The 21,318-nt window shown below is 47.1% G+C and carries 23 protein-coding genes and 2 tRNA genes; 16 read left to right on the top strand and 9 right to left on the bottom strand.

Going from position 1 to position 21,318, the window contains the following annotated elements; all coding sequences use genetic code 11:
• On the top strand, window positions 1–2,661 hold a 2,661-nt coding region (locus QUA03_RS15395; protein WP_333213145.1), incomplete at its 5' end, for a CHAT domain-containing protein.
• Here the strand turns inward: QUA03_RS15395 and QUA03_RS15390 are convergent.
• Window positions 2,658–3,038: a hypothetical protein gene (locus tag QUA03_RS15390; RefSeq protein ID WP_333213144.1), complete on the bottom strand. Its 381-nt coding sequence runs from the start codon at window positions 3,036–3,038 to the stop codon at window positions 2,658–2,660. The genes QUA03_RS15395 and QUA03_RS15390 overlap by 4 nt on opposite strands.
• A 22-nt stretch (window positions 3,039–3,060) precedes the next feature.
• Here QUA03_RS15390 and QUA03_RS15385 point away from each other — a divergent pair, with 22 nt between their 5' ends.
• Window positions 3,061–3,303 (top strand): hypothetical protein, encoded by a 243-nt coding sequence (locus tag QUA03_RS15385; protein WP_333213143.1) that lies wholly within the window; start codon window positions 3,061–3,063, stop codon window positions 3,301–3,303.
• Here the strand turns inward: QUA03_RS15385 and QUA03_RS15380 are convergent.
• Genes QUA03_RS15380 through QUA03_RS15370 form a run of 3 tightly spaced genes read right to left on the bottom strand, consistent with a single transcriptional unit; the run spans window position 3,279 to window position 4,666 of the window.
• The gene (locus QUA03_RS15380) at window positions 3,279–3,866 is read right to left on the bottom strand and encodes a hypothetical protein (protein WP_333213142.1); all 588 of its coding nucleotides are present in this window, start codon (window positions 3,864–3,866) and stop codon (window positions 3,279–3,281) included. The genes QUA03_RS15385 and QUA03_RS15380 overlap by 25 nt on opposite strands.
• Window positions 3,863–4,432 carry a hypothetical protein gene (locus tag QUA03_RS15375; RefSeq protein ID WP_333213141.1) on the bottom strand — a complete coding sequence of 190 codons (570 nt, stop codon included), beginning with the start codon at window positions 4,430–4,432 and terminating at the stop codon, window positions 3,863–3,865. The genes QUA03_RS15380 and QUA03_RS15375 overlap by 4 nt, the downstream gene beginning before the upstream one ends.
• Window positions 4,433–4,453: 21 nt before the next feature.
• Entirely contained in the window at window positions 4,454–4,666 is a 213-nt protein-coding gene (locus QUA03_RS15370; RefSeq protein WP_006634859.1) for a helix-turn-helix domain-containing protein, read from the bottom strand.
• Between the two features lie 126 nt (window positions 4,667–4,792).
• Here QUA03_RS15370 and QUA03_RS15365 point away from each other — a divergent pair, with 126 nt between their 5' ends.
• Window positions 4,793–5,032: a hypothetical protein gene (locus QUA03_RS15365; protein WP_333213140.1), complete on the top strand. Its 240-nt coding sequence runs from the start codon at window positions 4,793–4,795 to the stop codon at window positions 5,030–5,032.
• Window positions 5,033–5,158: 126 nt separating this feature from the next.
• Here QUA03_RS15365 and QUA03_RS15360 read toward each other — a convergent pair.
• Window positions 5,159–5,242: transfer RNA gene (locus QUA03_RS15360), tRNA-Leu, on the bottom strand.
• A gap of 228 nt (window positions 5,243–5,470) precedes the next feature.
• Between QUA03_RS15360 and accC the strand changes: the two genes are divergently transcribed.
• Complete coding sequence (gene accC / locus QUA03_RS15355) at window positions 5,471–6,826, top strand: acetyl-CoA carboxylase biotin carboxylase subunit (RefSeq protein ID WP_333213139.1); 1,356 nt, start codon at window positions 5,471–5,473, stop codon at window positions 6,824–6,826.
• 165 nt (window positions 6,827–6,991) lie between these two features.
• Here the strand turns inward: accC and QUA03_RS15350 are convergent, their stop codons facing one another.
• Entirely contained in the window at window positions 6,992–7,276 is a 285-nt protein-coding gene (locus QUA03_RS15350) for a YggT family protein (protein ID WP_006634856.1), read from the bottom strand.
• Between the two features lie 124 nt (window positions 7,277–7,400).
• Here QUA03_RS15350 and psbX point away from each other — a divergent pair, with 124 nt between their 5' ends.
• From psbX to QUA03_RS15330, 4 genes are all read left to right on the top strand, one after another.
• Complete coding sequence (gene psbX, locus QUA03_RS15345; protein ID WP_333041933.1) at window positions 7,401–7,520, top strand: photosystem II reaction center X protein; 120 nt, start codon at window positions 7,401–7,403, stop codon at window positions 7,518–7,520.
• A 281-nt stretch (window positions 7,521–7,801) separates the two neighbouring features.
• Window positions 7,802–8,611: a Ycf66 family protein gene (locus QUA03_RS15340; RefSeq protein ID WP_333213138.1), complete on the top strand. Its 810-nt coding sequence runs from the start codon at window positions 7,802–7,804 to the stop codon at window positions 8,609–8,611.
• Between the two features lie 418 nt (window positions 8,612–9,029).
• Window positions 9,030–10,154, top strand: a complete 1,125-nt coding sequence (locus tag QUA03_RS15335; RefSeq protein ID WP_333213137.1) for a redoxin domain-containing protein — start codon at window positions 9,030–9,032, stop codon at window positions 10,152–10,154.
• Between the two features lie 110 nt (window positions 10,155–10,264).
• Window positions 10,265–11,716, top strand: coding sequence for a DVUA0089 family protein (locus QUA03_RS15330; protein ID WP_333213136.1), 1,452 nt, complete (start codon window positions 10,265–10,267; stop codon window positions 11,714–11,716).
• 75 nt (window positions 11,717–11,791) lie between these two features.
• Here the strand turns inward: QUA03_RS15330 and QUA03_RS15325 are convergent, their stop codons facing one another.
• Window positions 11,792–11,932, bottom strand: coding sequence for a hypothetical protein (locus tag QUA03_RS15325; RefSeq protein WP_333213135.1), 141 nt, complete (start codon window positions 11,930–11,932; stop codon window positions 11,792–11,794).
• Here QUA03_RS15325 and QUA03_RS15320 point away from each other — a divergent pair.
• Window positions 11,924–12,544 carry a pre-peptidase C-terminal domain-containing protein gene (locus QUA03_RS15320; protein ID WP_333213134.1) on the top strand — a complete coding sequence of 207 codons (621 nt, stop codon included), beginning with the start codon at window positions 11,924–11,926 and terminating at the stop codon, window positions 12,542–12,544. The genes QUA03_RS15325 and QUA03_RS15320 overlap by 9 nt on opposite strands.
• A 239-nt stretch (window positions 12,545–12,783) precedes the next feature.
• Here the strand turns inward: QUA03_RS15320 and QUA03_RS15315 are convergent, their stop codons facing one another.
• Entirely contained in the window at window positions 12,784–12,972 is a 189-nt protein-coding gene (locus tag QUA03_RS15315) for a chlorophyll a/b-binding protein (RefSeq protein ID WP_333106934.1), read from the bottom strand.
• A gap of 94 nt (window positions 12,973–13,066) precedes the next feature.
• The gene (locus QUA03_RS15310; protein ID WP_333213133.1) at window positions 13,067–14,083 is read right to left on the bottom strand and encodes a succinate dehydrogenase/fumarate reductase iron-sulfur subunit; all 1,017 of its coding nucleotides are present in this window, start codon (window positions 14,081–14,083) and stop codon (window positions 13,067–13,069) included.
• Between the two features lie 239 nt (window positions 14,084–14,322).
• Between QUA03_RS15310 and QUA03_RS15305 the strand changes: the two genes are divergently transcribed.
• The 7 genes from QUA03_RS15305 (at window position 14,323) to QUA03_RS15275 (ending at window position 21,299) form a co-directional block, all read left to right on the top strand.
• Complete coding sequence (locus QUA03_RS15305; RefSeq protein ID WP_333213132.1) at window positions 14,323–14,565, top strand: hypothetical protein; 243 nt, start codon at window positions 14,323–14,325, stop codon at window positions 14,563–14,565.
• A 481-nt stretch (window positions 14,566–15,046) separates the two neighbouring features.
• Window positions 15,047–15,640 carry an excalibur calcium-binding domain-containing protein gene (locus QUA03_RS15300; protein WP_333213131.1) on the top strand — a complete coding sequence of 198 codons (594 nt, stop codon included), beginning with the start codon at window positions 15,047–15,049 and terminating at the stop codon, window positions 15,638–15,640.
• A 122-nt stretch (window positions 15,641–15,762) separates the two neighbouring features.
• Window positions 15,763–16,494, top strand: coding sequence for a RadC family protein (radC, locus tag QUA03_RS15295; protein ID WP_333213130.1), 732 nt, complete (start codon window positions 15,763–15,765; stop codon window positions 16,492–16,494).
• 317 nt (window positions 16,495–16,811) lie between these two features.
• Entirely contained in the window at window positions 16,812–17,150 is a 339-nt protein-coding gene (locus tag QUA03_RS15290) for a DUF1815 family protein (RefSeq protein WP_015176985.1), read from the top strand.
• Window positions 17,151–17,845: 695 nt separating this feature from the next.
• On the top strand, window positions 17,846–18,325 hold the full coding sequence (locus QUA03_RS15285) for a DUF4079 domain-containing protein (protein WP_333213129.1): 480 nt from the start codon (window positions 17,846–17,848) through the stop codon (window positions 18,323–18,325).
• A gap of 211 nt (window positions 18,326–18,536) precedes the next feature.
• A complete protein-coding gene (locus QUA03_RS15280) occupies window positions 18,537–21,152 on the top strand; it encodes a ComEC/Rec2 family competence protein (protein ID WP_333213128.1) in 2,616 nt (871 codons plus the stop codon).
• A gap of 60 nt (window positions 21,153–21,212) precedes the next feature.
• Window positions 21,213–21,299: transfer RNA gene (locus tag QUA03_RS15275), tRNA-Ser, on the top strand.
• The last annotated feature ends 19 nt before the right edge of the window (window positions 21,300–21,318 follow it).

Genomic DNA, 21,318 nt, shown 5'->3' with positions numbered 1-21,318 from the left:
TCATACACTGCTGCATTAACCGTCTACACCCGCGATGCCTTTCCCCAAGATTGGGCCCTGACGCAAAATAATCTGGCAACAGCCTACAGTGACAGAATCAGCGGAGAGAAAGCTCAGAATATCGAACGGGCGATCGAATCATACACTGCTGCATTAACCGTCTACACCCGCGATGCCTTTCCCCAAGATTGGGCCCTGACGCAAAATAATCTGGCGGCTGCCTACTGTAACAGAATCAGGGGAGACAAAGCACAGAATATCGAAGTTGCGATCGCATCTTACAACAAGGCATTAACAGTCCGCACCCGCGAAGCCTTTCCCGAATCTTGGGCTATGACGCAAAATAATCTGGCAAATGCCTACAGTAACAGAATCAGGGGAGAGAAAGCTCAGAATATCGAAAGCGCGATCGCATCTTACAACAAGGCATTAACCGTCTCCATCCCCGATGCCTTTCCCGAAAAATGGGCCCAGACGCAAAATAATCTGGGAGAAGCCTACCGTAACAGAATCATGGGAGAGAAAGTTGAGAATATCGAACTGGCGATCGCATCTTACAACAAGGCATTAACCGTCCTCACCCGCGATGCTTTTCCCGAATATTGGGCAGGCACGCAAAATAATCTGGCAACAGCCTACGGTGACAGAATCAGGGGAGAGAAAGCAGAGAATATCGAAATGGCTATCGCATCTTACAACAAGGCATTAACCATCTACACCCCCGATGCCTTTCCCGAAAATTGGGCTATGACGCAAAATAATCTGGGAGAAGCCTACTATTCCAGAATCAGGGGAGAGAAAGCAGAGAATATCGAAAATGCGATCGCACTTTATCACAATGCTTTAACTATTAGAAGTCGCGAGGCTTTCCCACAAGGACATACAGAGACTTTATCTAATTTAGGTAATCTTTACCGAAGTAACCAGCAATGGCAACTCGCTTATGATACCTATGCCCCAGCGATTGAAACAGTAGAATTTTTACGGAGTGAGATTCAATCTGGGGATGAAACCAAACAGAAATTAGCCGAAGAATGGAATCAACTCTATCTGGGCATAGTAGAAGTTTGCATCGAACTGCAACGCTACACCGAAGCGATAGAATACGTCGAACGCAGCAAAGCCCGCAACCTTGTAGAACTCTTTGCCAACCGTGACATCAAACCTAAAGGCAATATCCCCGAAACTGTTCTCAACGAATTGTCGCGCCTCGGTCGAGAAATTGAGGCCGAACAGCGACAACTGGAAATCGAACAGATAAACCGTCACAGTAATGGTGCCAGAATATTGGGAGAAGGCAGCCTCAAAATCGACAGCCTAACCACTAGCCGCGATTCTACTCATCTCACCAAATTGCGTAAACAACTCGATGAATTGATTGCTCATGAAATTACATCAATTGATCCTGATTTTAGCCTCACCCAAAAAGTTAAGCCCATCCTCTACAAAGACATTCAAACTCTGACAGGTGAAAACACTGCTATTCTTGAGTGGTACATCATAGGCGAGAAATTTCTAACTTTCATCATCACCCCGCAATCCCCAACACCAATAATCTGGCAATCTTCAACAGCAGACTTTCAAGCCTTGGTAAATTGGGATAACGAGTATCGGAAAGAGTACAAAGAGATAAAACCCCAATGGAAGCAAAAACTAGCCTCCCGCCTCCAAAACCTAGCTGAGATTTTGCATCTTGATGAGATTTTAAAGAATATTCCGAAACCGTGCGATCGACTGATTTTAATTCCCCATCGCTTCCTGCATCTTTTCCCCCTTCATGCGTTGCCAATCTCCCACGAAAGGGATTTTGAAAGCGGATGCACCGATGAAATCGATTCTTCTATCACTGTATCCCTGTCCAAATCAGAATCGTGCCTTCTCGACTTATTCCCTGGTGGAGTCAGCTATGCCCCCAGTTGCCAACTACTGCAACAGGCGAAACAGCGACAACGCCCTAATTTCTCTCACCTATTTGCTATTGCCAATCCTACCAAAGACCGCTACTTACTTGAACTGCAAGCCGCTAACATCCGTCACAAATTCAAGTCTAATGATTTCTTGGCAAAAGATGATGCTAATAAGAACGCAATTCTCAAGGCGAAACTCAGCTTTGCCAACTGCGCCCATTTCGGTTGTCACGGCAAGTTCGAGCCTGACTCGCCTTTGGAATCATCCCTGGTATTCGCCAATAAAGAACGTTTGACACTGTTGGAAATCTTTAATCTTGACCTAAATCAATGTCGTCTTGTCACTCTCTCCGCCTGCGAAACTGGATTGACAGAATCCAAAACTAGCGATGAATATATCGGCTTACCTTTTGGCTTTCTCTTGGCAGGTAGCCCTAGTATGGTAAGTACCCTTTGGAAAGTGGATGAACTCGCCAGCACTTTGTTACTGATTCGGTTCTATGAAAACCTAGAAACTCTATCAACGGTTACTGCTCTCAATGAGGCACAACAATGGCTGCGGAATCTGACCTCAGAGGGGCTTGAAGCATTATTAAAATGCCTCAAACCGCAAATTGATCGAACATTTAAACTGTTGCCCAAAAAAGAACGCACACGCTTTGTTAATGCTCCTCTGGATGGCGCACTGAACCGCAAGCCGTTTCCTTTTGCTGATCCTCATTACTGGGCTGGCTTCACTGCGATCGGCGTTTAGCAATCCTGACAAAAATTGTCCAAATTTTTCGTGCTTATGTAAATAAGTACCAGTGTTAATGGTACTCCTGGGTAAACGCCAGCAGTTATTAGCGAACCCAATGCAACAGCAAAACCTTGACTCAATACGTCTTTAAAGGCTTGCGTACAAATATGAGGACGTAATTTATCGGCTGCTTTTTCTAACAAGCTAGGCTCATTTGGGTTTCTTGCATCTAGATCGTTGTCTAATTCTCCTGACTTAATTGCTAAGGTTTCGGCTGCATATTCTAAATCGCCTTCACACTCTTCAAGTACATCAAGATCTTTTAGAGCATCGGGATATTCTTGTAATTGGGAGCGATACTGTTCAATTTCTGCTTGGGTAACGGTAGTCATTGGGATAAGGGCGATCGATTAAATGAGTAATTCTTATTTTGCCATAATTATTGTACTTCTTTTGTGTAGAAACCCGGCGGTTGAAACCGGGGCTACAAAAACAAAGAAACTTCATCCCTTCTTTAGTTCTATTATAGTTAGTTGCTTAGGCGGTGGAGTCTTGGGAGGAGTTGCTTGGCTGATTGCTCGTAAAGTGTTAAAACCATCATCGGCGCAGACAAGTTTACCTATTTCCGAAAATCAACCTCGCTCTATTGATGTGTAATCTCCCTCTGCTTTCGGGTTAATTGCATTCAACCCATCGCCCGAATCAATATCTAGTCGATCTAAAGTTCTCGCATCTAGTTTCAACAAAGGCATGATTTGGTCGTATTTCTGCCATTTACCTCTAGGAAAACCCCCAACTGCAAAATCAAAAAATCCATGTTCCATAGAGAATATGCCACCGCGTTCATACATTAGGATTAGCGGTTCGTAGGGTTCAGGTAGAGTAAATTCACTGACTTTTGGTGAATTTTTCGCGCTATCCCAATGAAGGAACCACTCGCAGGTTTTCTCAATAATACCCGCCACATAAAACGGTGTCTCTGTGAAATGAGTCTTAAGCACTTTAACCTTAGTTTCATCGGCATCTAGAGAATCAATATGAGCAGCCACATCAAAAAACGGCCATTCATCCGTACAATCTAAAGCCTTGGCCCACAGCGCAGCACGTCTCAAGTATTCTCGCAAAAGGGCAATGTGAGAGTTAACGCGACTATCGTCTGGCTCCCATTTAATTGCTAAAATTCGCTCTAGTGCAGTGTCGGTAATTGTTTTCGCAGTCATATTTTTTCTCTAATAGCTTCAAGCAACTCATCAAGATTCGAGAGGTTGTCCGCAAGCATCAGTCCTTCCGCTGACTTACCTATTATGTTAACCCAGTGGGAAAATGGATTGGGCTGGCTGGTATGAGGAGCTATATCGTGTGCTCCGAAATTATCCGGGGTTGGCCAGTTGCCAAAACCATACATGGGATGCTCTATCCAAGCTTTAGGCGATCGATAAGGAAGTCCATCGGCCATTAGTGCTTGCTCTATATACTCATGGGCTATCAACCGTTTAAACTTGCTAAGTTCTCTCGGTTGTAGCTCACCATTTTTTGCACTTATCCATAAATCAGCAATCTCACCATCGGGTGTAAAATTACCTCGGACATGACTAATAGTATTTGTCTCATCATTGGGAATGTCAAGCTCGTGTTCCTTGATAAATATGTGTTCTTTTACTTGGCGGATAATTTGTTCAGAAATCTCTAGATAATTAGCTATTGTATACACATCATCCGTCATGGCGATAATTTCTGCATATTGACGGATTTCTTTCTGATTAGCCTCCCCAAAATATTGTGGCACTATCCAACACCATTCTCATTATTATTCTTTAACAACTTCCATCAACTCCTCAATCAAAACATCGAGGGTGCGAGCTATCTTTTGAATGGATGTGATATCAACCGTTGCTAGTCCTTCGGATCGAGCATAGTGCCTGACTGTGCTGTACGGAACCTCGGATCGATCGGCAACATCCTTTAGCGTCCATCCTTTTTCGTCAGCCAACTCTCGGATTCGGAACCTAACTAACCCCATTCTACTTGACAAACGATAAGTATCTATCGTTTAATATTTGTAATCACAAAGACGATTGCCCTCAGACCTGATAAATCAAGGGCAATCGCCTCTCTAACCATCCACTTTCGTGGAAAGGATTTTCCTATGATACCAAAAGAACTCACTTATCGCGATCGACTTAAACCTTGGTGTATAATTCGCCAACTCCCGAACTGTCAGCAGTTAACAGTCGCCCGTTTTACTCGTCGCCCTGATGCCGAAGCTTACTTGAATACACTGCGTCGCTTAATGCCCGCAGTCCCACATACAATTGTTTTTGTAAATGCGCTGTGCGTAAATGAACTCAGCGTGCCCATACAAACACAATTGTCGATCGACAGTTAAAGAATGCTTAGTTCGATCGAGTTTTCGAGAATCCCATCTAAAACTCGATCGAATTTCTAGAAAAACCACTCAATATAAAACAACTGCCAACAGCAAAAACTGTCAACAGTTGTTTTATATATTCCATGCGGATGGCGAGACTCGAACTCGCAAGGACATATTGCCACACGCACCTCAAGCGTGCGCGTATACCAATTCCGCCACATCCGCTCTTTCTGGCAATCTCCGGGATTTTTGCGTTACGAGTTAAAGATTTACAGGTTGAGGTTCCTGACATTTAACTTGTGACTTGCCCTTTGAGACCGCCGATTTACAATCATAGCACCACTACCAGCAAAATGTAAAATAAATTTTTGTGAACAATTTCTGGAAAACGATTATCCAGAACATACCGAAAGGCATTATTGTACAGAATATTGAGTGAATTAAGCAGCGAAGATGGGGTTCTCGAAAATTTTAATCGCTAATCGGGGAGAAATAGCTCTCCGCATATTGCGGACCTGCGAGGAAATGGGGATTGCCACGGTCGCCGTACACTCCACCGTAGATAAACACGCCTTGCACGTCCAGTTGGCAGACGAAGCCGTTTGCATCGGCCCCCCCACCAGCAGCAAAAGCTATTTAAACATCCCCAACATCATCGCGGCTGCCCTGACACGCAACGCCGCAGCCATTCACCCCGGTTACGGCTTCCTCGCCGAAAACGCCCGATTTGCCGAAATCTGCGCCGACCATCAAATTACCTTCATCGGCCCTTCTCCTGCCGCGATGCGGGCGATGGGCGACAAATCCACCGCCAAAGAAACGATGCAGCGGGTGAAAGTCCCCACAGTTCCCGGTAGCGAGGGATTGCTGGCGGACGATCGCGAAGCTTTGTCGATCGCCCGCGACATCGGCTATCCTGTGATGATCAAAGCCACCGCCGGCGGTGGAGGCCGCGGCATGAGGCTAGTCAAAGAAGCATCCGAACTCCCCAAACTATTCTCAGCAGCCCAAGGCGAAGCCGACGCAGCCTTCGGCAACCCCGGACTTTACCTGGAAAAATTCATCGAAAAACCCCGGCACATCGAAATCCAAATCCTCGCCGACAACTACGGTAACGTCATCCATCTCGGCGAGAGAGATTGTTCGATTCAGCGGCGGCACCAAAAACTCCTCGAAGAAGCCCCCAGCCCCGCCCTCAGCCAGAAACTGCGAGATCAAATGGGTCACGCTGCCATTGCCGCAGCCAAATCCATCAACTACACGGGTGCGGGCACTGTCGAATTTCTGCTTGACAAATCGGGCAAGTTCTACTTCATGGAAATGAACACCCGCATCCAAGTGGAACATCCCGTCACCGAGATGATTACAGGCCTCGACTTGATAGCCGAACAAATCCGCATCGCCCAAGGAGAAAAACTGCAAATCAAGCAAAACCAAGTAGTTCTCAACGGCCACGCGATCGAGTGCCGCATCAATGCTGAAGACCCCGATCGCAACTTCCGCCCTCACCCCGGCATAATCAGCGGTTATTTGCCTCCCGGTGGCCCCGGCGTGCGTATGGACTCTCACGTTTACACCGATTACGAAATACCGGCTTACTACGATTCTTTAATCGGTAAAGTAATTGTATGGGGGCGCGATCGACCGACAGCCATCCGCAGGATGAAACGGGCATTGCGGGAATGCGCCATCACCGGCGTTCCCACCACCCTGGGCTTCCACCAAAAAATCCTGGATTCCCCCGAGTTTCTCAGTGGCGAAGTTTACACTAATTTCGTCGAACAGTTCTTGAACCAAAATAGTCATTAGTCAGTTGGCAGTTGGCAGTTGGCAGTTGTCAGTTGGCAGTTGTCAGTTGTCAGTTGGCAACTAACCCCTGCCCCATGCCCCATGCCCCATGCCCCATGCCCCATGCCCGATGCCCCATGCCCCATGCCCCATGCCCCATGCCCCATGCCCCATGCCCGCTGACTCCTACATCATCATTGTCAGTAGCCCTTGCTGACCGAGAATCATTTCTCGCAGCAAGCTACAGATACCCACCCAAATAATCGGCGTAATGTCCACCCCGCCGATGGGCGGTACAATCTTTCTAGTTACGGCTAAAAAAGGTTCCGTCGGCCAAGCAATCAGACTCAACGGCAACTTGCTCAGGTTCACCTCGGGATACCAAGTCAGAACGATCCGAAAAATAAACAGCAAAGTCATCACGACTAGGACAGAGCCCAGAATCCAACTTGCAACGGTAATACCAGTCATGGGTCTTATCTCGAAATTTTAAGTTTTGTTAAGTCTGCTATTCATAATTTTAACCGTTTCACAGGTGCGATCGAAAGTATAAAATTAATAAAAATCAAATTGTTGTAACAAAGGCTTTGAATCTATGACTCCTTCTCTTGCGAACTTTTTGTACAGCCTGCTGGTGGGCGTGACAGTGGTAGTGATTCCAGCAACGATCGCCCTGATCTTCATCAGCCAAAAAGACAAAATCAAGCGCACCTAAAAAGTCAGCGGGTTTCTAAGTCCGGCGCTGTAAGTCAATATTGGGCTACAAGTCGGGCATTTCCCCGATCCGAGAAACCTCGGCTGCCAGCAACTGTCAAGGCAAAACCTTCAGTTGACTGCCAAGCTGAGGTTTTTTCCCGTTAAACTCATTATTATACTCACTTCCCAAGCTGAAACCCTGACCGGACGCTGCCCCAGAAAGCACAGTCGGGCTGACAGACTTAATGATAGATGTAAAATCTAACTCGCTAACATAGGAAAGACATAGGAGATAGGCTAATGGTCAATTTAGGATTGAACTGGAGCAGCCTGTTAGGGATCATCCTAGCAGTAGCAGGGGCAGGACTGTATTTTCTGCGATCGTGGCGTCCCAAACTAGCCCGAGACCACGATATTTTTTTTGCAGCAGTGGGCCTGCTGTGCGGCGGTATTCTGTTATTTCAAGGGTGGCGGCTTGACCCAATTCTGGCATTCGGTCAATTTCTGCTCAGCGGTACCGCCATATTTTTTGCAACAGAAAGCATTAAGCTGCGAGGAGCGACCACAGCCCAAGCCAAAAGTCGCGCCCAATACGTAGATGAAGACCGACCTGTCAGCAACGCTTACGGTTACGACGGCTACGATGCCGAAATGGAGCAGCTAGAACCAGAGGAAGACTATCCGCAGCGTCCCCGCATCAGAGGCAGCCAAGACTACCGTTCCTCTCGGGAAGCCTACGACGACGAACCCCGCCGCCGCCCCTCGAATCGCAACGGCAGCGTTAACACCGGACGGCCCGACTCGCCCGATCGATCCTCGCGCAAACGTCCCTCTCGCCCAGAAGCCCCGCCTGCCCAAGAGTCGGACAACTGGGACGTTTCAGACAACCCCGAAGAAAGACCGACCCGCAGCCGCAGCAGTCGCCCCCCTGCTTCGGAAAACCGCAGTTCCGATACGCCGCCGAGAACCAAAAAACCCCGTCCTACGGAATCATCCAGGTCTCGCCCCAGCAACCGCGACGTGGAAGCACCGCCGTCAGACTACGTGGAGTATCGACCTGTAGAATACCCGGAAGACCAACCCGATAATTCCCCCAGTTTCGACAAATAGGCAAACACTAAGTAGATGGGTGAAACTAAACTTTTATCGTGCCAGCCGGCGAAAAAATAAGTTGCGTTTATTGATGCCCATCTACTTATTCTCAGATATGAAAGTGATTAAAAAGACTGTAAATTGCGAGGGTGAAAACCCAGACCAACGGAGATATACACAAAGAAAAGCTAATCTTTTTCAAAGTTATTTTGACAATCAAGCATCCAGGATACCCGCCACGTGATTCATCCGTCCAGAAATAAAAAACCTGTATCCGAGAAACTTCCCCCCGAATTTATTTCGCGCAAGTCAATTCTAAAATCTAAAATCTAAAATCTAAAATCTAAAATCTAAAATCGATTGGCCTACCGAACCTGTGGAACTAATCGACAGCATAATAATCTAAATATAAAATCCCAAATCTTAAATCAGCAAGATGCCATTACTCGAAATAGGAGATCCGGCTCCCTGGTTTTCCGTTCCTTCTACAAATAACCCCTTATTTCATTTCCCGACTGTTGGCGGCCGGCGAGTCGTGCTGTTTTTCTTTGCCAGTGCAGCTTTTGAACAAATCCAAGTTATCCTCAAAAGCTTTCAAGAGCTTTCAGAAGAATTCCAAAGCTTGCAAGTACCCAGGTTCGGAGTGAGCGTTGACCCAGCAGACAAAGAACAAAACAGACCAACAACAATTGCTCCGTCATTCATATTTTTCTGGGACTTAGACAAAAAAGTCAGTCAGCAGTATGGTGTTTTCCGAGAGGTCGAAGAAAATGGAGTTGCCGGAGTTCACTATTCACCCCAAACTTTTGTACTCAACGAAAACCTTCAGGTAATTAATATTTTGCCGATGGGCGAACCGCACCAACACGCCCAGCAAGTATTAGATTTTCTCAAAACTTTGCCCCCGATTGAGGAAGGGCGACCGGCAACTCCTCACGCCCCGGTGTTGGTAATTCCTAATGTTTTGGACAAAGCATCTTGCCGCAGTTTAATCGATATGTACAAAACTCACGGTGGCAGTCCTTCGGGCTTTATGAGGCAAATAGGCGGGAAAACAGTTGGCTTGCACGACGACACTTTTAAGAAGCGCCGAGATTTCTTTATTGAAGACCCGAAGTTACAGCAGCGATTGAATTCGATTATTTTGCGCCGGGTGCGGCCGGAAGTAGAAAAAGCTTTTCAGTTTACAATTACCAGGTTTGAACGGTACTTGATAGGTTGTTACGATGCTGACAGCGGCGGTTATTTTCGCCCACACCGCGACAACACTAGCAAAGCTACCCTGCACCGCAGGTTTGCGATGACGCTAAACTTGAATGTGGGAGAGTACACGGGGGGATTTTTACGGTTTCCAGAGTACGCGCCACACGGTTATAAAGGGGATTGTGGCACGGCGATTATTTTTTCGTGTTCTTTGCTGCATGAAGCGACGCCGGTGATTAGCGGCCAGCGTTTTGCTTTGCTGTCTTTTTTCTACGGCAATGAGGATGCTGCGGTACGACAAGCTAATTTTAAGTATTTAGCTGCTGATTCAGATTCCCGAATAGGAGAACCGGCGTGAGGAATGTCACTACCGTGGTGCACGTCCTAAAATAATTATAGAAGGTAGTTAGGGGTTAGCCACAAAACCTAATTCCTAGCTACCGATCGCTAAATACTAAATCGATCGCCATGAATTTCAAACTTCTAAGTTTAGCAGTATCGGGAATTTTAACGGTTGGGGTTGCAGCCAGCGCCAGTGCGGTTGTTACGACATCCCCTGTGCGGCAATCAACAGATTTAACGGAATTTAACTCGGTGCATTCCCAGGGTGCGATCGCCCAAACTGTCGAAGAACAAACCAATATTCGAGTCTACGAAAAGGCTAGTCCGGCGGTTGTTACAGTCGATACAGATAAATCTAACGGCAGTGGCACAATTATCAGCCCCGACGGCATGGTGTTAACGAACGCCCACGTTGTTTCGGCAGGCGGTACCGTCAATATCATTTTGTCAGACGGCAGAAAACTTGTCGCCGATGTCATCGGATTCGGCGAAGAAGGTCTAGACTTAGCCGTGGTTAAGATTCGCGGTCAAAACAATTTGCCCACTATTCCTGTAGCCCGTCCAGGTTCGGTGAAAGTCGGGCAACAAGCATTTGCGATCGGCAATCCCTTCGGTCAATTTCAAGGTACTTTTACAGTCGGAATCGTCAGTCGCATCGACCAGCAGCGGGGCTTAATTCAAACCGACGCCGCCATCAATCCCGGCAATTCAGGAGGCCCGCTGCTAAACAGTTCAGGAGAATTAATCGGCGTCAATACTTCTATTTTTACTCGCGGTCGGGGTGGAGGTAATATCGGTATCGGTTTTGCAATTTCCGCAGACAAATTACCCGCTTTCCTGACAGCGGTGCGAGAAGGGCGGGCTCCCCGCGTGGCTCAAGCCCGATCGCCCTTTGGTGGCAACAAATCACCTCAAAAAGTTGCGTTAAACGGGCCCGCCGTTAGCGGCCTCCTCACCGAGAAGTCTAGCGTTCTGCCCACAGACAACAGCTTTTTTGACCTCTACTCGTTTGAGGGAAAAGCGGGCCAGCAAATCACCATAGAAATGAAAAGTCAAGAAATTGACCCTTATTTAATTTTGCTCGGGCCCAACCAGCGCGAAATCGCACAAGACGATGACGGGGCCGGCAGTAAAGACGCCAGAATTACAGTCAGGTTGCCAGCAGACGGGACTTACACGTTAGTGGCAAATTCCTACCAAGCTAAGCAGTCAGGGGCTTATACGTTAGAACTGAAAGCGAGTGCTCCTACCGCGCCTTCTCGGGCGATTTTGCAAGAAGAAGGCGCTTTAGTCGCAGGAGGCCCAGTATTGCCGTCTGACAACAGTCTGTATCGAGAGTATACTTTTGAAGGTCGATCGGGTCAGTCTGTAGCCATTTCCCTCGAAAGTACAGATTTCGATCCCTATGTGGCTATCTTTGACCCTAACGGCCGATTAGTGGCAGAAAATGACGATGAGAGCGATTCGACTAAAAATGCGTTTCTGACCGTTACTTTGCCCGCTACGGGTCGCTATCGCGTAATTGTCAATGCTTACGATGCTTCGGGTCGGGGTCGTTACACTCTAACAGTCCGGTGAAAATGGGTAATTGGGAATTGGTAATGGCTAATTGGGAATTGGTAATTGGTAATGGCTAATTGGGAATTGGTCGAATTATTTTTCCTGCTTCCTTCCATCCGTTAAATCCGTACATTGCTCGTTGCCGAACTTCCTTCTTCCATCCGTTAAATCCGTCGAGCGAATCCGTTGCCGAACTTCCTTCTTCGTTGCAAACCGAGGTAATTCATGCGTCAAGTTAGATTGTGGGCGATCGCGCCAATTGCTCTGGTAGCTACTTTTTCTGGCAAAGCGACTGTCTCGCCGCCAGTTTCAAATTTAGGTGGAGTTGCTAACAGTAGTTCCACCCTCATTTCAGCAGAATTTCCTCAAAATTTAACTGATGCGAAGCCTGCTGAAAAGGGTGTTTTAGCTCAAGCAAGTCCCAACCCGTCGCCATCACCACAAAGTTCGCCAACTCAGAGCCCTACTGTAGAACCTCCGCGGAGTCCTGATGCGGGTTCATCTAAAATCATTTTAGAGCAAAACGGAGAACTCAGCCCTGCTAAGTCTTCTGTACTGCCCTCAGACAGCAGTTTGTACGACGAGTATACCTTTGAAGGCACTCAGGGTCAGAAAGTGATTATTACCGTAGAAAGTACCGAGTTTGATACTTATCTCGCTATTTTCAACTCCCAGGGCGAGCTACTTGGAGAAAATGATGATGCAACGCAGCAAAATTCCAATTCAGAGATTTCTGTTACCTTGTCTGCGAATGGTCGCTATCGCGTCATTGTCAATGCTTACGATCCGCCTCCAAAAGGTAGAGGCAAGTACAGTTTGACCGTCCGTGAAACAACTGGAAATTAGTTGGAACGAAACTTGGCAGTCAGGGCACGGCATTGCCGTGTCCCTATAATTCAAGGACGATCGCACTACAAGCAACTGCGATCAACTTTGGTAAATTCATATGTTTGTATGCAACTATAAATGTTATAATCCTGCATCTATAAATTTAGAATCTGTATTTTAAATAACTCTTAAAAATAGAAAGGAAGCTGAAATCTCAATAATTTTTCAGCTTCCTTTTTTGCTTAATTCAGATTAATTTAACGCAGACCCAGCCAGGTGAAAAAATCCTGACGGGTGAAGAATTCTAGCAGCAAAAGTCCCACGAACCCCACCATCGCAAATCGTCCGTTGATTTGTTCGGCGTAGGCATTCCACCCAAAGGCTGGTTCTGGTTTTGGGGTATTTGGGGTTGTCGGTTTTGGGGATGGAGGAGTTTGAGCAGTCATTTAAAAGTTTTAAGTTTCGAGTTTTGAGTGATGATTTTGGGGAAGCTTTGCGATCGCACAACTTGTAATTTACCAGGAAAATGACAGCCGATCGCTAATCTGCTGACTTTTCTAAACTTTGAACCGATTCGATCAGATTTCGCACGGTTTCAGTACCTTCGGAAGGCTCAAAAAACAGCGGGAACTTGCCGCGAGCGATCATTCTCAAACCCAACGGGCCCAGACTCAGCAGACCTTTAACGTCGCGGAAGTAGTTTCCTACTACTTCGATGCCAAATTTCCGCTCATCTATCCAGCCGCCTTCTTTGACGAGATCGATTAAGACTTTGCGGTGACGGATCGATCGACTGGCTTGGTCGTCTTTGCGATCGAGAATCTCTTGTTTAATCTTACCAATTTGATCCATCGGCGCGACTTCCATCGGACAAACCGAGTTGCAGTAGTAACAGCGGGTGCATCCCCAGACGCCTGCGGTGCCTTCGTTGTATTTCTCCAGTCGATTTTCGGTTTCGCTGTCGCGGGAGTCGGCGATCGTGCGGTAAGCTTTGGCGAGGGCGTGGGGGCCGACAAATTCCGGGTTGACTTCGCGGGCGTTGCACTCAGAATAGCACGCGCCGCAGAGGATGCAGTTGCCGGTTTGGTCGAGTTTCGATCGCTCTTCTGGAGTTTGCAGAAATTCGCGTTCTGGAATTGCTCGCGAGGCGGTGCTGACATAGGGTTCAACTGCTTCTAGGTTGTCCCAAAAACTGGTCATGTCAACAACCAAATCTTTAATAACCGGCATATTTCCCATTGGGGCGACGGTGATTTCTGGGATGAAATCGGTAGGCATTTCTGCTGAGCTGGAATCAGCTATTTTTCGCAGTCTTGCGAGTTCGCTGGCTACATTTTCTTTGCAAGCTAATGCCGATCGACCGTTAATTCGCATAGAACAACTGCCGCAAATTGTATTGCGACAATTTTTGCGAAAAGCTAAAGTGCCGTCGTGTTCCCACTTAATACTGTTGAGGCAGTCGAGGATGGTATTGCTCTCTTCCACGTCTAGGGTGTAAGTGTGAACCCGGGGAGCCTCGTTTTGATTTTGGCGTACTACATTAAAGCGGACTTTCATATTTTGATTAAGGAATTTAGTGTTTATTTTAAGCTAATTTTTTGGAGTGTCTAGAAAGCTCTTATTTTTTTAACAACTACCTAAAGTAAGAGATTTTTAAAATTTTATTATTGTTTGATAAACAGCAATAATTCTCAAGTTATAAATCCTAAAATTGCAACTTTTTTAAGCGGATTTTTGAGCTATTAATTGGAGATAAAAGTAATTAATCGCTGCAATTCGGTAGTCGGAGGTGCGTGATGTCCAGCTTGTTTGTATTAACTTTCATGTTTTCCACACCGGCTTTTTGTCTGGGTCTGCTAAATCCTCAATGGGTGGGACTTGGAACTCGCAAGCGATCGGCTGCCTTGTACGGCGGCTTGATGGCAGTTTCGTTCCTTTTGCTTGGGGTGACAGCACCTAAGGCGCCACAACCAGTTTCATCGGGGCTGCTGGCCTCAACTGAATGGCCAGAATTTAGGGTAAGCGCACCTTTGCGCTGAAGGTAGCTGGGTATGCATTTCACTTTTTTGGCAGCATTACAAGAAATTTTACCAGGACTTACGGCCGGTTGGGGCTAGAAACGTAGTTTTTTAAGAAAAATACTTGGTTCTCATCATTTACTGCAATTAAAAACCCCGGTTTATAGGCGTCGGAGTGCGATCGCGAACTGTAGGAAAAAATCGTAGGCTTAGTAAGGAGAGATACACTCAGAAACCCGGTTACACTAGGGTCAGGTGTCCAACGTTCTAGTTTACTTCGTAAATCATAGGGATTTGTGAGTTGGTCGGCAGATAAATAAGCAAGTTAACTTGTCAGGAATTACGCACAGGGATTAAATAACTCAGGTTCTTTAATAAACAGATATCCTTTGTGCTTCACCTCGGATTTTGGTAAAAGAAACCGGGTTTCTGCGTCCTGGGTGACTTCTCTTTTTTACTGCTAAAAATCGCTATGTTTAATTTTTTCGTCCTAAGCTTTCTATTGTCTATCCCGACCTTCTTTCTGGGTATTGTTAATCCGAAATGGGTGGTCGCACCAACCCGCAAGCGATCGATCGCGATGTACGGCGGGTTGATGGCGGCTTCGTTTGTGCTTGTTCGCGTCACCGTACCCCCTCCGTCTCAGGAAGTTTCAGTGGCGCTTACGGCCCCAAGCGATCCGCTAGTATCATCTCAAACCGCTAAGCCGTCACTGCTTTCGGCAGCGCCGACACCCAAGCCGGAGACTGTGAAAACGCCGACACCAACACCGAAACCTGCAATTTCTGCGAAGGTACCTGCACTTGCCAAACCAGGGCCAGATCGCAAATTGCCATCTTCAGTCAAATCTGTTGAGCGAACCGCAGAGATTGCTATTGATGCACAGCAGCCAAAGAAAGATACCAAGAAAGTTATTTATGAGTCTTCTCAACCGAAGGTTAAAAGTGCCGATTTTCCGAGTTGCGTTAACTCGGATTGCGACTGTTCTGACTTTGCGAGTCAAGCCGAAGCGCAGCGAGTGTTAGAGGCATATCCGGGCGATCCGTTTAAGCTTGATCGAGATCGAGACTCGATCGCTTGTGAAACGTTGCCTTAGATTTTATCTGCCAACAGCCTCGGTTAATGATCAAGGCTTTTTTCGGTGATTGTACGAATTGAAGAACGCAAATCGATCAGCTAAAATTGTCTAATTGTTGAGCTTGCGGTGCGGGTGCAGCTATGACTTACAGCTTGAGAATTGTCGATTTGCCAACGAGTGAACGGCCACGGGAACGGTTGATGGCCGGCGGCCCAAAAAGTTTGGCGACTGCGGAATTGATTGCGATTCTCCTGGGTACTGGTCAAGGACCCGGCAAACTTTCCGCCGTCGGGCTCGGACAGTATATTTTAAATCAGTTGAGTTTGCACCAACGTGATGCTCTGGCTGTGCTACGCACCATTAGCGTGCAGGAGTTGACGCAGATTCACGGGATTGGCCCTGCTAAGGCGACTTCGATTTTGGCTGCGGTGGAGTTGGGGAAGCGGGTATTTCAGTCGCGGCCGCCGGAAATGGCTGTGGTTGACTCTCCCCAAGCAGCGGCGGATGCCCTGAGTCAGGATTTGATGTGGCAGTCTCAGGAACGTTTTGCTGTGGTGCTGCTAGATGTGAAAAATCGGCTGCTGGGTACTCAGGTAATTACGATCGGCACCGCAACGGAAACTTTGGCTCACCCACGGGATATTTTTCGCGAGGTGATCCGCCAAGGGGCGACGCGGGCGATTATCTCGCACAATCACCCCTCCGGGATTGTGGAACCAAGCCCGGAGGATATTGCTTTGACGCGACAGTTGCTGGCGGGAGCGCAGTTTTTGTCGATTCCGCTACTGGATCACTTGATTTTGGGGAATGGCGATTTTCGGAGCTTGCGGCAGACGACGACGCTTTGGGAGGAGTATCCCCAAGGTGATTGAACTCTTATACTTAACTAATTTGATTACTATCATTAGTTATTTGTATCTTTGGGCTATCCAACGGCTGAATCACCCTTTACAGCAGGCAAATTTTCCGGCTGGAGTCCCCCGCTAGAGCCTGTTTTGGCTGAATGTCGCTGCTGATACTGCGTTTCGAGCACAACTCGGTTAATGTAGTATAGGTAGGCTGAAGAGGTCGCTAATCCGATTTTTTTTGAGCATACTAAACGTATACTAAACCAGCACCTAAATACCCACTTATTAAGAAATTATTAAATGGGATGTAAAATACACGGTGTGGTGATAGGAGGAGAACTGTGTTTCTGAGACTTGCAGAACAACACCGTAAATTCGTTCAAGATTTGGTAATGAACCTCCAAGCTTTAGCGATCGTGCTAGAGCATCGGGGTTACCTGGCATCCTGCTACACTTGCGGGGGTCAGATGAACAGTGCCTCATTTATGGTCAGTTTGACGGACAACCATCTGATTCGATTCTTAGTGTCAGATTACGGTATCACTTGGACTGAGATGCGGGACGACCGCGAACTCATGAAACTAGAAGGTGCGGAAGCGATTAATCAGTTACAAGAACTGGCAAATCTCGTAAAGTATCAAATCCAACCTTCGGAAGCTACTTTAGCGACGGCTCAGTGAGTGTAGCGATTGCACGGTTCCGAGGAAGGCGACAACGAAAATGGCTGCTTGTCTGCTAAAACCGAATCCCCAGCGAGTTAGTTGAGAGGGTTCATTTAGGTGCACAGCGATGGCTGCTCAACAGACAAGGGTGCTATCAGGGTACCTTCAGACGGTTTAGCGCTCAGTCGATCGAAGTGAGCCTGGGCAGACGGCATACTTTATGCCAGAAGTCTCAAACTTGGAACCTCTAGTTTTTTTTCAATAGTTGATTCTCCCTTGAGAACGATTAGCAAAATGTAGAAGTGTGAGTGATCGTCGGCTGCGATGTTAATTTCTCACTTTGCCATTGAAAAGTCAAGGAATTGAAATTAACTTTGAGCAGGCAGGTAAAATTTAACATCCAGAGTGAGGATGAGGCTGTGAAGATTGGGCGGCAGCCCACGGGGTGTGACGTGCGGGCGAATTGCATTTATTTTAGCATTTCGATTTAGCCGATAAAGGTAACAATTAACTTGAAACAGCATCATTGCTGTAAAAATCTCACAGCCGGCTTCAGCCGGCTAAGTTTTGCGTATATCTAAGCTTCTGGCCAATGTTTGGCTGTTAGGTTAAACGGCTCTTTGAAGTGCACGCTCGCACTTGCTAAACTAATTTTATAATACTTTAATGATTAGTCCTCAAATATTTATCGCCAAGTTAGGAATCTCAAGCAAATGATCAATCTCAGCGAACTACTAGAACCCATCGCCAGTCAATTTCGCACTCTGGGAATTCCCGAACCAATTACCCACTGGGGACACCCTGTAATGATGGGGATCGTGGTGGTGGCGATGGGCAGTTTTGTCGGGTATACGGGATGGCAGGGACGTTTGGCCACCGATAAAGATGTCGCACTCAAAAGTCGCTCGGATCACCGCAAGCTTGCACCGTGGATGTTTCTGTTTCTAGCTTTGGGCTATACAGGCGGCTTGCTGTCACTGGTGATGCAGCACCAGCCAGTCATGGAAAGTCCGCATTTTTGGACAGGTTCGGCAGTGCTGGTTTTGCTGGCTGTTGGTAGCTTGATTTCGCTAACGGGTTTTGGGGGCAATAAGCTGGCACTGCGCGCGGTTCACGCTTATTTAGGCACGACAGCCCTTGCACTTATGGTGCTGCACGCGGCTTTCGGTTTAAAATTGGGGCTGTCTATTTAGAAGAGGAAGAGGAAGGGGAAGGGGAAGGGAAAGAATGTAAGGAAAGAAATTTTGCCCTAACTTACGCACGGGTAGCGAGATACTGGGTTTTTTATCTAAATACACAGCGTTTAGCTTTTTATCTAGGTTTAAAAACCCGGTTTTTTGGGTAAGGAGTGCATACGTCCGGCATAGGTGTCCCTGAAATATTCCCCCTCTAAATTACTAATTAATGAATCAAGTAACGGGTGTCATCTTCTGTCTTGCATACATTTTGGGATTGATTTCTACAGCGGTTCCTTGGGGTAGATACGCGATACTTGCTTTGGGAATAGCGGTGGCTATCGCCCTGCCGAAATTGTTGCGAAATTTTACTAAAACTTCTGTCAAAATTACTAAGAAAAGACGCAGCCGACAAAAAGAAAATGCTCTTGAAGAACCCTTAGATGCGAGGGAAGAATTGAGTTTGTTGGAGATGCTGCCGAGAGCGAAATGGGTGTGGGCAGTTGCGGGTTTGCTGGCATTTCTAGCTAGTGTTTATTTTGCAGTTCGATCGCCCCAACCGGCAATAGATGACATCAGCAAACTGATTCCGGCGGTTGGGAACACTCAAGAAGTGGCAGTGACGGTTCGCGGTAGAGTTGTCAGTACGCCTCGATTGACTCGATCGGGACGATCGCAATTTTGGCTAGAAACAGATTTAGTTAGCGAAATCAACGGCGGCGAGGGAGGAGCAGTCGTAAACCGCCCAGTATCCGGCAAGCTCTACGTTACACTGCCACTGCTGCAAGCAACGGGTTTGTACGCCGAAAATACGATCGCAGTGGTGGGATCCTTGTACAAACCGCAGCCACCGTCGAATCCAGGGGCTTTTAATTTTCAAGCATATTTAGCCAGAGAAGGGGCTTTTGTAGGGCTCAAAGGCCGTCAAATCGACTGGAGGAGAGAAAATGCGATCGCCGATGTAAATCGAGTTAACAGTCAAACGGCTGCTTTCTTGGAGCCAAGCGGGATGCAGCCATCGAAAATTCAAGGGATGCGGCAGCGGATCGTGCGATCGCAACTATCGCAGTTAAATGTTCCCGAAGGGCCCTTAATCAGTGCGATCGCCCTCGGCAAACAAGCAGTAGATTTACCTTACAACATCCGCGACTATTTTGTGCAGGCTGGATTAGCCCACGCGATCGCAGCTTCCGGCACTCAAGTTTCGATGGTTTTGGCTTTAGTTCTAGCTTTAACCAGGCGTTTTTCCAAACAATTACAATTTAGCTTTGGCGTCGGTGCTTTATTTTTGCTTGTGGGGCTAACTGGCTTTGAACCATCAGTATGCCGCGCCGCTTTGATGGGATTTGGAACACTATTTGCTTTGGTGCTGAGCCGCCAAGTTAAGCCGCTGGGATTGCTGTTAATTGCTGCTACTATTTTATTGCTGGTTAACCCTTTGTGGATTTGGGATTTAGGTTTTCAACTGAGTTTTTTGGCGACTTTGGGGTTAATCGTGACAACGCCGCCACTGATGGCAAAGTTGGACTGGATGCCGCCCGCGATTGCTTCGATTCTTGTGGTTCCGATCGCCGCTTCAGTTTGGGTGCTACCACTGCTACTTTACGTTTTTAGCGTGGTATCACCTTACAGCATTTTAGTTAATATTATTGCGGCTCCTTTGCTGTGGATTTTGAGTATTGGGGGGATGGTTAGCGCTTTAGCTGGATTGATTTTTCCGCCCGCTGGCAGTGTTTTAGCGCAACTGCTCGATTATCCGGCAAAGGGGTTAATTGCGATCGCCCAATATTTCTCGCAATTACCCGGTAATTCGGTAGCTGTCGGTCAAGTATCGGTGTTTCAGCTAATCGCGCTTTACAGTTTAATTTGCTGGGTTTGGATCGGGGGAAGTTCGGCAACGGATTCTGTAACGGATGTAAAGGATAGAAGGAGGAAGGAAGAAAAAAGACGGAAGCCGGAAGCGGAAGCAGTCAGAGGGCAAAGCCAGGAAAAAGGGAAAGGGAAAAAGGGGAAAAGTAGAGTTATTGCGCTGCCGAGTTTTTCATCGGCTTGGATTTTACCGCTGGCTCTTGTGGCGGGAGTAAGTATCATAGTTTTGCCAGCTTGGCACGTTCAATCCTCTTTATTTCAAGTTACTTTGCTGGCGACATCTGGCGAACCAGTGTTAGTAATTCAAGATAGGGGAAAAGTGGCGCTAATTAATAGCGGTGATGAAAATACTGTAAGGTTTACAGTGTTGCCTTTTTTGCAGCAGCAAGGAGTTAATTCTGTGAATTTTGCGATCGCCTCTCACGGTCATTTAGGTTTGAGCGGTGGTTGGGGAAAATTACTCGAACGCTTGCCAATTAAAACATTTTATGATAACAACGCTCCGAAACAAATTCACCGTGGCAACAATCAGGAATTTATGACGGCTGTGCAATCTCGCCAAGGCGTTTACTTTCCTTTAGAAACTAACAGTACAGTTGATCTGGGTTCGACGCGGTTACAGTTCGTGAATGCGGAGATTCCGGTGGTAGAATTCCTGGTGGGAAATCGAACTTGGTTGCTCGTCGGTGAAATGACACCGGAAATGCAAAAAAAATTGGCAGCAACGGGAACCTTGAAGCCGGCTCAAGTGCTGTGGTGGTCAGGAAAAGCCCTGACGGCTGAGTTATTAAGCGCAGTGGGGCCACAAGTGGCGATCGCATCTGCTAACGAAATCGACCCAGAAACCGCAGCCCAACTGCGCCAAAGCAAAACTCAGATATTCTGGACAGGCCGCGACGGAGCCCTGCAGTGGACTCCAGCAGGGGGATTTAAGACCACTTTGGAATCTGAAGAAAATCAAACTTCTTTTTTATAAAGATTTACAATCTGGCACACTGTGCGGTAAAATACTTTTAGCTCACATCTCAAATCAATTGGAGAGGTGGCAGAGCGGTTGAATGCGGTAGACTCGAAATCTATTTTGGAGGCAACTTCAACGTGGGTTCAAATCCCACCCTCTCCGTACATCCTTTACTACACAA

Origin of the sequence: Microcoleus sp. S36b_A4 (genome assembly GCF_036700645.1) — a bacterium.
In the GTDB taxonomy this organism is placed as follows: domain Bacteria; phylum Cyanobacteriota; class Cyanobacteriia; order Cyanobacteriales; family Microcoleaceae; genus Microcoleus.
This window is presented reverse-complemented; position numbering and strand designations above follow the sequence as displayed.